The sequence below is a fragment of the Pantoea sp. XAF26B01_ASV70 genome (assembly GCF_054512635.1).
In genome coordinates this window covers 319830-334437 of record NZ_JBTNCJ010000002.1, presented here as the reverse complement: position 1 = coordinate 334437, position 14608 = coordinate 319830, and the positions used below count along the sequence as shown (strand labels likewise).

Genomic DNA, 14608 nt, shown 5'->3' with positions numbered 1-14608 from the left:
TTTTTATTTTTTAGATAATTTACTTTTAATGAAATAGCTCATTAGCTATGGGGTGGGCCAGCGATTATCTCATGTATTTATTATCTTTAAGGATGGATTATGAGACATAAAAAATTAACGCTTGCTTTGGCTGTTTTAGTCCTCTCTGCGGCGCGACTTGCAGTCGCTGCACCGTTACATAACCAACCGTTTACGAATCACTCCCCACAGACCTTCTTACTTGTCGGCGATGCTAATGGAGGTGACGGCGGCAACGGGGGTTCTGGTTCTAATTCTCCTGGTGGCCCTGGCGGCGATGGAGGAAATAACAGCGCCAGCGGTAACGGGAATGGCAGCGGTAATGATAACGGCACTGGCAACGGCTCCGCTAACGGTAATGGTTCCGGAGACGGTGACGGCGGCGGTGATGGTGGTGACAGCGGTGGCGATGGTGGTGGTGGTGATGGCGGCGGTGCGTAATCAGGCTGCAGAATCTAACTAAAAATGGTCGCCTCATGAAGGCGGCCATTAATTAAAGGATGAAACTTCTATGTCAAAGCTACACAACACGCTGATTTTTTTTCCACTATCTGCAGGGCTGCTCCTTTCCCTGCCGGTATTCAGTCAGACACTCCCGCAGGACACTATTCAGATGTCTGCCTGTGAGAGCCTGAACGGACAAGATGGGAACGGCAGTTCGCCTGATGGAGAAAGTGGTAAAGACGGCGTGCCCGGTACAGGCTGTCTGAACGGAGGTAACGGCGGTAACGGTTCTGCTACAGGTGGTAACGGCGGAAATGGGGGAAATGGGGCAGGCGCCGCGACTGAACCCTACCATAAACACCACAAACATCATAAAAATGGACAGGGTAGCGCCAATGGTGGCAACGGGGGTGATGGTGGTTCAACTGACAATGCGCCCGGAGGTGCTGGCGGTGATGGAGGTAACAATGACCAGTCAGAACATCTGTAAACGATACCGTACCCTACTAAGGTGCTCCACTCTGATACTGGTGATTTTTACACACTGCGGTTATGCCTCTCCGGCCTCCCCGATTCCTTTTCCTGATTCCTTATCACTGATTTCTGATGGTGGAAACGGCGGGGACGGTGGTCCGGGCGAAAACGGAGGGGATGGCGGTAACGGCGGTAATGCTGGTACAGGCTCCAACTCAAATGGCGGAGATGGCGGAAATGGCGGCACTAACGGAGCCGATGGAGGGGATGGTGGCAACGGAGGAAGCGGGAACAACTCATCCGGTGGTGATGGTGATGGTGGTGATGGTGGTGATGGCGGTGATAGCGGCGGCGGCATATAAGTCATAGCGCAGAGGATGATATGAAAAACCTTCTCATGAAAGCTGTATATCTCATTATTCTCACCTCAGCATTACTGAGACCTTTCATGGTCGTACTCACGGTAACCTCTTCTCTGGCGGCCGGAATATTCAGCACTGCGGCATGGGCAGACGGCGACGGTGGCGACGGTGGTGACGGTGGCGGTGACGGAAACGGGGGAGACGGAGGGAATGCTGGTTCTGGCAGCAACGGAAATGGCGGCGACGGCGGTAATGGTGGTGAAAACGGAGGAAATGGAGGGAACGGCGGTAATGGTGACGGATCAGGTAATGGCGGAAACGGAGGCGATGCGGGTCCTGGCGGCGTCGGCGGGCAGGGTGGCAGTGGCGGGAATGAGGGAGGACATGATGGTTCTCCCGGGATGAGTGGAGCTAAATAGTTATCCCTATGCCGTTAACGTGGTCTGCCGGAGGTTAATTACCCCGGCGACTTCATGCATACAGACTAAGCAGACAGCAAGGCAATGCTGAGACACCGGGTTGCCAGGCCTGAACTGCGAAAGCCGGTGAAGTCATATCAGTCGTTTTTACCGGCACCAGTAAATCCCGATCTTCCTTAAAAGACATCGCATAGTGTCAGCCTGAGTGATGGCAGTTTATCCGGCACCACCAACGATCCATTTCCCGCCCGGCCTCTTCTGCAGGGGAACGGGTTGAATCGCGGCATGCTGGTCACAGATGTTATGTTGCATTAGAGCTGAAAGTCGTTCGTATCATGCCAGGATATTAAGGATCGCAACATAAAAAGAAGATACAGGCGGTGAACGTCCGTAATGAGCAAGGAGCGGACGTTCCGTTCTTAATGACTGACTGTTACCATTGCATCCAACATAGCACCCGGCTCATCCAACCTTACCCACAACAAAAATTAATATCCATAAATCAGCTCTATACACGTATGACATCACCAATTCCTCAAGTCACAAAATATTTTGCCGATAACGATTTTTTAACGATCCAAAGTCCTGGAAGACAGATATGAATAAATTTGTTTATTGTATGATTGCTTTGTGTTTTTCCGGTTTATGTTCCGCAGCTGAAGGTTTAGGCTTGGGGACATATTTATGTGATGTCCGGATAACCAGCTCTCATACAGAGACGCAGCTTTTGCCAAAAGCTGCTGTCGTTGAAGACAATGGAAGTAACTACAAAGTGAAAATGCTGAGTAATGAGGTAGCATCCCCAGCGCTTGAAAGTGTCATGGGTGGTATTAAACAGCAGGCTACTGTTAACGGAATAACCTTCGTAAGACGTCCAAATTACGATGATCGTTTTATCATCGAAAATGCGCATTCCGGCTTCTTTTATAAAATGAGAAACTGCAAAAAAAACTAATATTTTTTTCAGCTGATGCTTTAAGCATTAGTATAGGATGGCTTTTAAATTAATTGTGTTTTAAAAGTCCCTGTTTACTATATTATCTTGATTGTGAACCTCATATCTTTGCAGCCATGTTATGATTAAAATGCTTCGACAAATTGCCGTCACCTATTCGGCCGATGAGCAATTTAAACTGCTATCATGTCCGTATGCCTTCCAGTTTAACGTTCAAGCTGTATTACCTTTGTATTAATTTCTGGCAACAGCAATGAGGCGGGCCAGACTAAGTTCAGATTTATTTCCGCTATGAGTGAGGAGCAGCCATGACCCCAGGGATGGTTTGAATAAGTGATATCCCTTTACCCGTTTTGAGCTGATGCTTTTCTTAGCAGGATGCTTTATGTTGGTCACACTCATCCTGCAGGGTATAACCATGATAAAAGTAGAAAAATCAGATCCATTCTCTTCAGAATCCCATCGTTTAATCGAAATGCTATCAGCAGAACTTGCCGCTATTACTGGTGATAACGGCAAAAGCAATTTCACCACCCAAGCAATGGGTGATGACAAAGCTTTATGGGCATTAGCAAAGAATTCTCAAGGCAAAGCTGTGGGATGCGGTGCTATACGGCCATTTACCCAAAATATAGCCGAGCTTAAAAGAATGTTTTCAGACCGAAGTGAGTCAGGGATTGGTGGTGCTTTACTCACTTTTCTTGAAAAATCAGCAAAAGAGATGGGATATATCGAAGTTAGGCTGGAAACCCGCCACATCAACTATCGTGCTGTAAATTTCTACATGAAAAATGGTTATGTCCCTATTGAGAATTACGGCCTATATATAGGCAGGACAGAAGCTATCTGTTTCTCAAAGGCATTGCGCTGACTATATTAATTGGAACTGACGTCTGCTCCTGTCACAAAGTGGACTGTCATCGGGCTGATGACCGCTATATGCCAGTAGCGGACACTGTTTTTAATGTGATTCATTTTGTTCTGCACTTCCTGGAGCACAAAGGAAGTAAAACTACGTAGCGATTATTGCTATCCCCGCTAAGGATAAAACCCATTAGCTAAGCAAACGAACCGCGCCTGGAGACTTGCCCGTTACACGCTTAAAAGCCCGGCTGAAAGCAGCCTGAGAGGAGTATCCTAACCGTTGCGATGCGATGTCGACGGTGATGTTTTCTGACGACAGCCAGCGGACAGCGAGATGCATCTTTACTTCCGTTACATACCGTAGCGGTGGGACGCCGATAGTGGTCTGAAACCTTTCGGCGAATGCGGAGCGGGATATATGCGATTCGGCGGCGAGTTCTGCCACGCTCCAGTCCCGGCCCGGTTCGCGATGAATCGCCAGGATGGCCTGAGCCAGACGCGGATCGCGCAGTGCTGCAGCCAGACCAGGGCTATTGCCGCAACCGTCTTCCACCCATCCTCTGATAAACATCGCTCCAGCCACATCGGCAAGCCTGGCGAGAATACCTGCATAGCCCACGCGTCCGGAGCATATCTCACGCTTCATCGCATCAAGGATATGCATAAGTCCCGGCCACTGAATCCCCTTTGCATCGGCATGCATAATTTCAGGCAGCACATCCGCCAGCCGCTGCATGCTTCCCAGATCGATTTTCATGCAACCAAAAAACAGCACAGCGCCTGGCGTTTCCTGAGTACTCGGGCAGGTATCAATCCCACTCACTTTTTCATCCAGTGGTGCCGTTTCAATATTGTCGATATCCAGCACGTCGGCGGCTGTTGCCGACAAAAGCTGATGCCGTTCGCCGTGGGGAAGAAATACAGCCTCTCCGGCTGAAAGCGTAAGAACTTCGCCGTTTGCACTATGGAGCACCATCTCCCCCACAGCGACGTAGTGCAGATAAGCATGACCTGGCCTGCTTGCGAAGTTCAGGCCAAACGTATCTCCCGTCTGGATACGCTGATATCGCACGCCGTATAGCCGCAGGCCGGAAAGCAACTCGCTGATGAGTTCTGATGACAGAGCGAAGGATGAAGTCATATGCCTTTCCGGGTTTTGGGTAAAAAAGTGAGGGTTTTAGAGCATAGATCATCCAGCTGCGCCTGAATAGACTTCTTCTCCTGAAACGACTTTCCAGGAGACTTAGAAATGACGGATGAAACTTCTATCAGGGTTCACAAAGAAAGAGTGCAAAGAGATGAGAAAATCCAGCCAGCCTGGCTTGCGGTTTTTTCGTTAACCATGGGTGTTTTTGGCCTGCTCACCGCAGAGTACCTGCCTGCCAGCTTATTAACGCCTATTGCACGGGATTTGGGGGTGTCAGAGTCTCTTGCAGGACAGGCCGTAACAGTGACGGCGGTGATTGCGTTATTTGCCGGATTACTGATACCGCGATTAACGCGTGCGCTGGACCGGCGCATCGTGTTGTTGAGCTTTACTGCCCTTATGATCTTCTCAAATCTGCTTGTGGCGCTCTCTTCAGGCATTGTCATGCTGCTGGCAATGCGCATCCTGCTGGGGATCGCGTTGGGTGGATTCTGGAGTATGGCAGCGGCGGTTGCGATGAGGCTAGTGCCGGAGAGGCTGGTACCGCGGGCGCTGTCGATCATTTTTAGTGGAATCGCGGTAGGTACTGTTGTTGCCGTACCGCTGGGAAGTTATCTGGGCGAGATGTCTGGCTGGCGTAGTGCGTTTATTGCTGCTGCTGCGGTTGGCGCACTCTCTTTCATTTTTCAGTGGCTGACGCTGCCCGGAATGCCGCCGGTAGTCAGGACCAGGACGGCATCCGTATTTTCTCTGCTCCAGAGGCCGGGCGTGAGCGTGGGCATGCTGGGGTGCGTGCTTGCACACACCGGCCAGTATGCGCTGTTTACCTATATACGGCCTGCGCTGGAAGGACTCGCACACATAGATGCAAAAGGGCTGGCGTTAATACTTCTGGTGTTTGGCGTTGCTAACTTTATCGGGACACTGTCGGCAGGGTGGCTGATGGAACGCAGCCTGCGTTTTACGCTGATTATTATGCCTGCTCTGGTGGGAGCTGCGGCACTGGGTATGATCACTCTGCCGTTATCAATCGCCGGGCTTACGGCGCTGGTCATGCTGTGGGGGCTGGCATTTGGTGGCATACCGGTGGCGTGGTCAGGTTGGGTCGCCCGGACTCTTCCTGATGAGGCCGAGAGCGCAGGGGGTATGGTGGTCGCCGCCGTTCAATCCTCCATTGCCGCGGGTGCAGCAATAGGTGGTCTGATATATGGCCTCAACGGGGTGACGGGGGTATTCATTACAGCTGCCTGTATCATGCTCACTGCCGCGCTGGTTATTGCATTCCGGGTCAGAGTCTCGTCATCAGCTGAAGGAACGCAAAGCATATAATTTCAGTGACATTTAAGATGTCAGGACACCTCAATCGAGCATCTTAAGATCCCCGGACCGTACAGCGTTCCGGGCCTGCTGGCTGAGTGTGATGGCAAAGGGGCGGGTTAACTGCAGAAGCTGGTTAAAATGCGTTTTGAGCGAGGAGCGGAGCTTAGCAATAATCAGTAAGTGCCGTTTACTCGCTATTTTGAAATATCACCATTCTCAGTGGTGATTCAAACGTGCAGAGAAAACATTCCTTAACAGAGAAGCTTGAAAAACAGTTTCCAGGTGATATCTTCAACACATAACTACCTCATCAGGAAGACAGTGTGATTACTCTCAGGAATATGAATGAAGAAGAATTCGTAAATTATCGTTCTCTTTTCATCCATGAATATTCGCAGGATCTGCAAAACAATCGCGGATATCTTTCCGAAAAAGCACTAATCAAAGCCATAGAATCTATTGATACAGTGTTAACAAAGGGAGTTGTGACCCCGGCTAATCAGCTGTGGTGTATCCAACAGCCTGATGAACCAGAGGACGTTATTGGCATCCTCTGGCTGTCGATCACCGGGTCATCAGCCTGGATAAGTGATTTCTACATTTATCCTGACTGGCGCGGCCGTGGATTCGGTGGTCTGGCCTTATGCGAAATGAAAAGATTGCTAAAAATAATGAACATCGATGAAGTCGGACTTAGGGTAGCTCCGAATAATGCCTCAGCCAAAGCACTGTATCAGAAGAATACCTTTCATATTACCGGCATTAATATGTCTCAAAATTTAAACTAAATAATTCCAGAAAGCGTTTTTACCAATAGCAAAAGAAAATATCTTTTTTAAAGATCCCGCAGTGCAGCACCTCATAATACACATTTGAGAAAATATTTTTTACGACACACTGCATTATTCTCCATAACCCGCTGAGCAAAGAACGGCCCCTTAATCACAACGGGTTTAGGATTTTTCACTCATCTCTGGCCAGCGTATTGCCTGCAGCACAGCCCTGCCTCTGCCGAACCAGGGTGATCCAGACCATTAGCGCGCAAATCAGCGTGACAGCAGCCAGAACTCTAAAAAGAAACGTATACGCAGTGTCATAACTGTCCTGAAGCAATAATCGTGAAATACCGGGTAACATCGCAGCGGCCTGCTCAGTACTGCCGCCCCCCAGCCATGCGGCAGCCTGGTGAATGACCTCTGGCGCATACCCGTGAACGGTGTTTTTCAGATTCAAATCATTCATTTCTGTTAAAAATGCTGACGCCATCGCCAGAGCGATCCCTTCTCCAGCAACGCGAACGGTATTAAAGAGGCCTGCGGCCATGCCCGCTTTCTCCACAGATACAGCTGAAAGTGCCAGACCATCCATCAGTCCCCATGGAAGCGCAGCGCCGGTACCCGTCATAATCAGTGAAAGCACAAGAAAATTACTGCTGTTACCCGGTAGTGCGTATCCGAGGAAAAGCAGCCCGACTGATGCAATAATAAGTCCCGCAGCTGAAACGGTTCCCGGAGAAAACCACCTTGTCAGCAGTGCGGCAATGGACGGGAAAACCAGCATTGGAGACGTCAGCGCCATAAGATAAAAAGCGCTCCGGGACTCACTCATCCCGTCACCGCCCATAAAATGAAGCGGAATAATAATCAGCAGCACAACATAGCAATAGCATGTTGCTATCGGCAGTAGCAGAACGCCGGCAAAGCGCGGGCGCAGCAGCAGAGAGATATCCAGAACAGGATTTTCAACCCCCAGGCAACGCACTACAAACCCGCTGAAAAGCAGCATGGCGGAAATGAAAAGGGCGAATGTGGGAAACGATAAAAACCCAAAGGCAGGTATAAGCATCACCGCTGATGTAAATAACATCAGGGCTGCAGTAAACATGATTAATCCTGTGCCGTCTGGTTTCTGATGTCCGCTCTCCTCTGATGCTGGCAGAAACGCAGCACCAGTCAAAATTACAATGCCTGAAAGCAGAGCTAACATGGCATACAACCATCTCCAGCCCAAAGCATCCGTAATGAAACCCATCAACACAGGGCCGAACGCCAGGCCCACGCCAAACATAGTGCCAAGTACGCTGAAGGCCCGGGTCCTGTCCGGACCTTCATAGAGACGGGCCAGTGCGGCGCTGCCGCTGGCCAATATCAAGGCCGCCGCAAGACCCTGCAGTGACCTGAACAACCCAGCCATAAAGATATCCTGTGTCAGGCAGATCATAACGCTGCTCAGGCAAAACAGGGCTGAGCCTGCGGTAAAAATGCGCTTTCTGCCAGTAACATCCGCAGCAACACCGGCTGACAACAAAAAACTGCCGAAAGTCAGCATAAATCCATTCGTCAGCCATGACAGCGCGGCAGGCGAGCCGCCAAGAGCCTGTTGTATTGCCGGCGTGGAGATTACACCACCGGTAAAGCTTAACGGCAGCAATATAGCCGCCAGATAGACAGAAAAGGCTGCCATATTCCTGGCATATGGACTGGGTGTTCTGGCTGAAGTTGCCATTGGGTGACCTTATGTTTCCGAAAAGCGGATGGGTTAACAAACTTCAGTAATGTTATTGCAGACATCAGAGTGAATAAATACACTGAAAATCTCTTCTTAACGGACATTAAGTTTATAATCAATGGACAGTTTGACCTCTCTTACTTCGTTTGTCCGGACAGCGGAGACGCTGAGTTTTGTACAGGCCGCAAGGCTGCTTGGGATTTCTGCCTCAGCGGTCGGGAAGAATGTCGCCAGACTTGAGCATAAACTGGGCGTACGTCTCTTAAACCGCAGTACAAGAAACGTGAGTCTGACAGCGGAGGGGGCTGCTTTATTAATCCGCTGCCAGCAGATTCTTGAGCAATTACATGAGGCGGAGTCAGAACTGACGAGCAGCTTAGCGCAGCCTGCCGGGAAGCTCAGGGTTTCACTGCCTGTCATTGGCTACAGGTTGATCCTTCCTCTTCTGCCGGACTTTTCCCGCCGTTATCCTCATGTAGAACTCGATCTCGATTTCAGCGACCGGCTGGTAAACATCATTGATGAAGGATTTGATGTAGCCATACGAAGCGGTGAACTGACGGACTCCCGACTGAAATCTAAAAAGGTTGGTGATTTTCGTTTTGTGCTCTGCGCCAGCCCTGACTATTTGAATGAGTATGGCGTACCCGGCTCGCCAGCGGATTTAACGATGCACAGGTGCATTTCTTTTCGTTTTCCTTCAACTGGGCTGCTCCAGCCCTGGGAACTGCGCGGTATGTGCCCGGGTACTGACTTGAGGACAGCCCCTGTACTGACCGTAAATAATATAGAGGCTTCTGTTCGCCTGAGCCTGTCAGGTATGGGGATTTGCTATGTGCCCGGTTTTGTCGTTCGCGAATCTTTGAACACGGGGCAACTGAAAGAGGTATTGCCAGGTAGCTGTACCAGGCAGGGGGTTTTCTCGGCACTCTGGCCAGCCAGCCGGTATCTCTCACCGAGAATACGCTGCTTTGTCGATTTTATTGGTGAGTCCGGCCTGTCTCTGTAATCTGTACCAGGCAGTTAATGCTTTCTGAAATCGTATGCACTTTTATGCTTATCTCAAAATCATGAACGTCCGCTCCTGAAAAAAAGGGGCTGGTAACAGTCAGATGTCCGCTTTGAGCGAGGAGCGGACATATACGCTTAGTTCACTTCATTCTGTATGTGCCTGCTATTCAGAGGATGGCGGCGGCAGATTCCTTGTCGTTGATTCCTGTGTTAGTTCGTCGTTTTCCACGGCTCCCAACAGAACATCAAGCAGACCGGGGAAGCGGGCATCCAGGTCTTCACGACGTAGAGACAATAAATTTTCGCGGCCAAAAGGACGCTGCCAGATAACGCCACTGTCTCTTAGTACACGCCAGTGGTGAGTCAGCGTTGATTTGGGAATACCACTCAGCACGGCGCTACAGGCATGTTCACCGCCGCCAGCCAGTACACGGACTACAGTCAGACGTAGGGGATTTCCCAAAGCCGTCAGCACATTCTCAAGCCGTATTTGTTCCTTATCAGGATGATTAACAAGCATTAGATTTCTCATCAGGTTAGCAACATACCGACACTCTACTTTAAATTTTATCTGTTGACTAATGTACGGGTACATACATACATTTATTGTACGCATGTACTCGTACTTTGGTTTATACGGAGATTGTCAGATGGCTATTGCCTTACCGGATTCATTCACCCCTCGCTTACAGCACTGGAGCCTTGCGCTGCTTGCTTTTGCCCAGCTTATTTACTCCCTGGATATCAATATCGTGTTTGTAGCACTGCCGGAAATTGGCGCAGGACTGGGCTTTTCAGAGCACACACTTCAGTGGGTGGTCAGTGCTTATACGGTGTGCTGCGGAGGTTTTTTATTACTCGGTGGACGGGCTGCCGATCTTATGGGGCAGCGCCGCGTGTTTATCGGTGCGTTATGGCTGTACGCGCTATCTTCGCTTGCCGGTGGGTTCGCGTGGAGTCCTATGGTCATCGTAATTGCACGTGCCTTACAGGGCATTGGCGCAGCATTACTTTTTCCAGCCACGCTTTCGCTTATAAACAGACTGTTTGAGGAAGGGCCGTCACGCAACCGGGCACTGGCTATCTGGGGCGGTGCAGGCGCAAGTGGGCTTACCCTGGGATCGCTTGCCGGCGGGATACTCACCAGTGCCTGTGGCTGGCCGGCGGTATTTTTTGTCAACGTTGTACTGGCAGCCATCGCAATTTTTGCAGCTTTTTTTGTCTTACCTAAAGACAGGTTCCGGAACGAACGCCGCAGCTTCGATTTTCCGGGCGCTCTGACCGTAACCGTGGGATCAACACTGCTGGTTTATGCTCTGGTTCAGGGGCCGGAAGATGGCTGGCTTACGGGACAAGTTCTCTTATCGCTGGGACTGGCAATGGTATGTCTGCTGACGTTTACTGCTATTGAAGTTGGCAGCCACGATCCACTGATGCCAGTACGCTTATTCAGAAACCGCAGTCTGGTTACAGGCATGGTGATTACGTTCATTTATATGGGAACCTTTGGTGCTCTGCCTTATTTTCTGACGGTCATGTTTCAGAGCATTATGGGATACAGCGCTTTGCAGACCGGCCTTTCGTTTATTATTCCTTCGCTGGCAATTTTTGCCGGAACGCAAATCGGAGCCCGACTTGCAAATCGTCTGCCGGTGCGCACGGTATTACTGGCCGGTTTTTTAACCGGAATTGCGGGTACGCTGGCACTGGTGCCGGCAGCCTTTTCTGATGCATCTTATGCGAGCATATTGCCCGGGCTGGTCATTTCAGGAACAGGCCAGGGGATTGTATGGACGGCAATGTGGATAGCTTCTGGTTCAGGTGTAACGCATAACGAACAGGGGATCGCTTCGGGCATGGCATCTACAACGCTGAATGTGGGTAATGCTGTTGGTATTGCTTTGTTGATAGCTTTTTCCGGAAGCGGGGGCGAAAATCTGCAGCAGCAAACGTCTGTGAGCAGTCTCGAAAATGCCTTACAGCTTGCTTTTTATCTGGCTGCAGCCGGACAGGTTGCAGGCCTTCTTGTCTCCCGACTGTTACCGCGTAAAGCTGCAACTGGTTTATCAGCAGAAATAACGTAACTGAAAATCACTTTTCTAGTGTAACCGCTTCCGAATGAAAAATAAGCGCATCAAAGATCTGCTGACAAGCGGATCTTTTTGTTACCGGCTCGAATTGACGGTTGCATAAGAATCTTAACATCCTGCTGTACCGGCCTCTATATGAATATCGGTTTCTGGCACAAAGCAGATTGACCCAGATGCAAAGTCCGCTATGAGCTAGAAGCAGACCTGCTTGCTAAAAAAACTTCAGAATTAATTGGGCCAGAACGAAAGTATGAGTAAAATCAGTACGCGATAATCAATGAGGAGTTCGGCGTCTAATAATCTACAGGGAATGGTATGAAAAGACCGCCTGGCGGCGGCTGAAATTTGCGTTGGTAAGATAGATAATTATATGGCTTTAACTACAGCCATGACGAAACCATCCCATCCCTTTTCACCAACAGTCTGAATGGCTGTGGCCTCAAGTCGCTCATCAGCTGAAATTATCTGAATAAACTCTCTCAGACCCTTCACATTAGGATCATCACTAGCAGAATCAATCACACTACCACCACGCACTGAGTTATCCCCCACAATTACAGTGCCTTGCTTCGACAATCTGATTGCCCATTCCAGATAGCGTGGGTTATTTACTTTATCGGCGTCGATAAAAATAAGGTCAAACGGTGCTTTAAGCGTAGGTAGGACATCAAGTGCAGCACCAGTGTGAAGCTCGACGCGCTCAGTTAATCCGGCATTTTTTATATTCTGGTGGGCAACCTCTGCATGATGCTTATTAAACTCAATGGTCGTTATGCTTCCATGTTGGGGCAGAGCATTGGCCATCCATATCGTGCTGTAACCTCCAAGCGTTCCTATTTCAAGAACGCGGACAGATCGAGTCATTTTAATGAAAATGGCCAGCATTTTCCCCTGCAAAGCAGACACATCGTGTGTGGGTAATCCTTGCTCTAAGTTATTAGAAAGTGTGTATTTTAAATCTGCTCCTTCAGGCGCGAGCTGTTCAGCAAACCAGGCATCTACCTGTGACCATTTATCAGAATCTCGGGAGGCGTAATCAGGGGTTCGCATAGGGAATCTATTCTCCATCAGTGTCCATTTAGGAAGTTTAGATGCCTATTGTTACAGCACCTGGCACGTTACCGCTCCTCGGGACATTAAATTTTGCAGAGCTACGAATGTCCGCTCCTGGTACAAAGCGGACTGACGGCAGCCCTGGGTCCGCTATGAGCGAGAAGCATAAGTCGCTGCTGCGTGAGCCGGAATAGAGCTTTGATGGTGCGGCGGGCGAGAAGAACAGTCCGCATTCAAAAAGCTTTCTCGATGGCGTCAAAAAGTTCTTCTACGATTTGACTCGCTAAGCGGAAACGCTGCGGTAAACATAAAAAGCTCCTGCTGTGCAGGGGCTTTTTTTATTGCTGTACTATTCAGCAAAACGTATCCGTTAGGGGTACTTAAAAATTTTTCTCATGTTTCCGCTTTCGTTGTCGATAACCTGATTGCTGGCTGAGTGATGATTTCACTCAGCATTTTTTTTCATTTCAGGCGATAAGGATATTTATGAACAAGCTTTGTGTTGCGGCGTTGTTGGCTCTGAGTTTAACCGGCTGTGCGCAGCAGACTTTCGTAATGAAACAGAATCAAGTTGGTGCGGCGACGAAAACCACCAGCCAGCCGTTCTTTGTTTCAGGTATCGGTCAGCGTAAGAGCATTGATGCGGCGCAGGTGTGCGGCGGCCAGGAAAAAGTTAACCGGGTTGAAGTGCAGCAGACGTTTGTTAATGGCTTACTGAGCGTGGTGACGTTTGGTATCTACACGCCACGTGAAGCGCGCGTTTATTGCGCCATCTGATAATGCCTCAGGCCGGTTCGCCGGCCTAATCCTGCGCCTGTTATTAAATCGCATTAGTATATTGTAACTATTAAATTCTGCTCTCGCACCGCTGCGCGGCTCGCCTGCTGACGACGATATCCGAAACGAGTTCAGGCAACGTCGTCCAGCCTGGTAAAAGCAGTGGTAAGCTGTTGATGCGTGTCAGTCCGCTTTGAGCGAAAAGCGGACATTGATAACAGTCTTCTGTGTGAATTATCAGGGAGCAGGTCAGAAGGTGTAAAGAAACCCTTTGAATTAGATCAAATTTAAATCAGAATCATTAGAGACCATTTTTATAAACGTTGATATTCTGGTCCGGACTCACGGACCGGAGAAGCTTTACGTGTCTGAATATACCTTGCAGGACTGCAACATTACGGTGCCTGACGTATTTCGCGATCGCACCATGAACCTCTTTACCCTCAGCCATACGAATGCCAATGAATTCACCTTCGTGATTTCACGTGCTACGGCTGCTGCAGAAGACACGCTTCAGTCAGTATCCCAGAGGCTGTCATCCGAACTCCAGGCGACTTTGCAGGATCTCTCACTCAAACATGCTCGGCTCACTGAACTGAATGGCAGGCAGGCTCTGGAACTGTTTTACAGTTTCAAATCCGGCGAAAGAATCATCTTTCAGAAGCAGAGGGTGGTACTGACATCTGAAAATAGTACGGGAATAAAGCTGCTCTGCTTTATTGGCACCTGCCCGGATGCGTTTGACGATTACCACGGCAGGATCTACGACAGTATCACGGACAGCATTACGTTTCCGGATAATGCACCGGGTTCTCCTGCAAGGGGAAGCCAGATCCCCGCCGACAGTCAGGAACTCTTCTTCAGCTTTGACCGTGACAGCCGCGAACTGAGCGTGTTCCCTTCAATTTCTGACCTTTACTCGTCGATTGATCTCAGTAGGGCCAGGAACGGCAGCTATTTGTTCTTTGACGTTGCCGGCGAACCGCTGATGCTGTCTCCGATACCTGACGGCGAGCATGCTGGCCGCTTTGCGCTGTGGGAGATGACAGGTGCCAGGATACCTGGACTGATATCAAGTCTGCTTCTGGCCAGAAGTGTCCGGGGTATTGACGGACTGGATACCACTGAAGCCGTTGAGGCTTATCTCAGTCAGCGGATGAATTAAA

Annotated in this window: 16 protein-coding genes and 1 pseudogene; 13 read left to right on the top strand and 4 right to left on the bottom strand. The window is 49.7% G+C overall.

The annotated features are described in order from the left end of the window. The first annotated feature begins 328 nt into the window (after positions 1-328). The 6 genes from ACX8ZY_RS21075 to ACX8ZY_RS21050 all read left to right on the top strand — a co-directional run bounded on the left by ACX8ZY_RS21075 (position 329) and on the right by ACX8ZY_RS21050 (position 3543). Positions 329-481: a hypothetical protein gene (locus ACX8ZY_RS21075; protein WP_223564369.1), complete on the top strand. Its 153-nt coding sequence runs from the start codon at positions 329-331 to the stop codon at positions 479-481. A 48-nt stretch (positions 482-529) separates the two neighbouring features. Then, positions 530-952: a hypothetical protein gene (locus ACX8ZY_RS21070; RefSeq protein WP_421665404.1), complete on the top strand. Its 423-nt coding sequence runs from the start codon at positions 530-532 to the stop codon at positions 950-952. A 116-nt stretch (positions 953-1068) separates the two neighbouring features. Next, positions 1069-1305: a hypothetical protein gene (locus tag ACX8ZY_RS21065; protein WP_158149933.1), complete on the top strand. Its 237-nt coding sequence runs from the start codon at positions 1069-1071 to the stop codon at positions 1303-1305. A gap of 152 nt (positions 1306-1457) precedes the next feature. Next, entirely contained in the window at positions 1458-1703 is a 246-nt protein-coding gene (locus tag ACX8ZY_RS21060) for a hypothetical protein (RefSeq protein WP_022624743.1), read from the top strand. 612 nt (positions 1704-2315) lie between these two features. After that, positions 2316-2672 (top strand): hypothetical protein, encoded by a 357-nt coding sequence (locus ACX8ZY_RS21055; protein WP_158149932.1) that lies wholly within the window; start codon positions 2316-2318, stop codon positions 2670-2672. A 385-nt stretch (positions 2673-3057) separates the two neighbouring features. Beyond that, positions 3058-3543 carry a GNAT family N-acetyltransferase gene (locus tag ACX8ZY_RS21050; protein WP_033768522.1) on the top strand — a complete coding sequence of 162 codons (486 nt, stop codon included), beginning with the start codon at positions 3058-3060 and terminating at the stop codon, positions 3541-3543. Between the two features lie 183 nt (positions 3544-3726). Here the strand turns inward: ACX8ZY_RS21050 and ACX8ZY_RS21045 are convergent, their stop codons facing one another. Continuing rightward, the gene (locus ACX8ZY_RS21045; protein ID WP_158149931.1) at positions 3727-4677 is read right to left on the bottom strand and encodes an AraC family transcriptional regulator; all 951 of its coding nucleotides are present in this window, start codon (positions 4675-4677) and stop codon (positions 3727-3729) included. Between the two features lie 108 nt (positions 4678-4785). Here ACX8ZY_RS21045 and ACX8ZY_RS21040 point away from each other — a divergent pair, with 108 nt between their 5' ends. Together ACX8ZY_RS21040 and ACX8ZY_RS21035 are read left to right on the top strand one after the other, a co-directional pair. Then, entirely contained in the window at positions 4786-6012 is a 1227-nt protein-coding gene (locus ACX8ZY_RS21040) for an MFS transporter (RefSeq protein ID WP_157353024.1), read from the top strand. 332 nt (positions 6013-6344) lie between these two features. After that, the gene (locus ACX8ZY_RS21035; protein ID WP_421665403.1) at positions 6345-6791 is read left to right on the top strand and encodes a GNAT family N-acetyltransferase; all 447 of its coding nucleotides are present in this window, start codon (positions 6345-6347) and stop codon (positions 6789-6791) included. Between the two features lie 175 nt (positions 6792-6966). On the opposite strand, the gene ACX8ZY_RS21030 is transcribed toward ACX8ZY_RS21035, so the two are convergent. Then, complete coding sequence (locus tag ACX8ZY_RS21030) at positions 6967-8508, bottom strand: MFS transporter (RefSeq protein WP_421665402.1); 1542 nt, start codon at positions 8506-8508, stop codon at positions 6967-6969. Positions 8509-8629: 121 nt separating this feature from the next. Between ACX8ZY_RS21030 and ACX8ZY_RS21025 the strand changes: the two genes are divergently transcribed. Next, positions 8630-9520: a LysR family transcriptional regulator gene (locus tag ACX8ZY_RS21025; protein WP_421665401.1), complete on the top strand. Its 891-nt coding sequence runs from the start codon at positions 8630-8632 to the stop codon at positions 9518-9520. A gap of 165 nt (positions 9521-9685) precedes the next feature. Here ACX8ZY_RS21025 and ACX8ZY_RS21020 read toward each other — a convergent pair whose 3' ends face one another. Beyond that, positions 9686-10042, bottom strand: coding sequence for an ArsR/SmtB family transcription factor (locus ACX8ZY_RS21020; RefSeq protein ID WP_010670459.1), 357 nt, complete (start codon positions 10040-10042; stop codon positions 9686-9688). Between the two features lie 130 nt (positions 10043-10172). On the opposite strand from ACX8ZY_RS21020, the gene ACX8ZY_RS21015 reads away from it, so the two are divergent. Then, entirely contained in the window at positions 10173-11606 is a 1434-nt protein-coding gene (locus ACX8ZY_RS21015; RefSeq protein ID WP_109651253.1) for an MFS transporter, read from the top strand. Positions 11607-11978: 372 nt separating this feature from the next. Here ACX8ZY_RS21015 and ACX8ZY_RS21010 read toward each other — a convergent pair whose 3' ends face one another. Then, the gene (locus ACX8ZY_RS21010; protein ID WP_421665400.1) at positions 11979-12662 is read right to left on the bottom strand and encodes an O-methyltransferase; all 684 of its coding nucleotides are present in this window, start codon (positions 12660-12662) and stop codon (positions 11979-11981) included. 155 nt (positions 12663-12817) lie between these two features. Between ACX8ZY_RS21010 and ACX8ZY_RS21005 the strand changes: the two are divergent. From ACX8ZY_RS21005 to ACX8ZY_RS20995, 3 genes and pseudogenes are all read left to right on the top strand, one after another. Continuing rightward, positions 12818-12952, top strand: a pseudogene (locus ACX8ZY_RS21005) (molecular chaperone DnaJ); the annotation flags it as partial. A gap of 199 nt (positions 12953-13151) precedes the next feature. Further along, positions 13152-13442, top strand: coding sequence for a Bor family protein (locus ACX8ZY_RS21000; protein WP_010259114.1), 291 nt, complete (start codon positions 13152-13154; stop codon positions 13440-13442). A gap of 364 nt (positions 13443-13806) precedes the next feature. Beyond that, entirely contained in the window at positions 13807-14607 is an 801-nt protein-coding gene (locus ACX8ZY_RS20995; RefSeq protein WP_425021207.1) for a DcrB-related protein, read from the top strand. Position 14608: the final 1 nt, after the last annotated feature.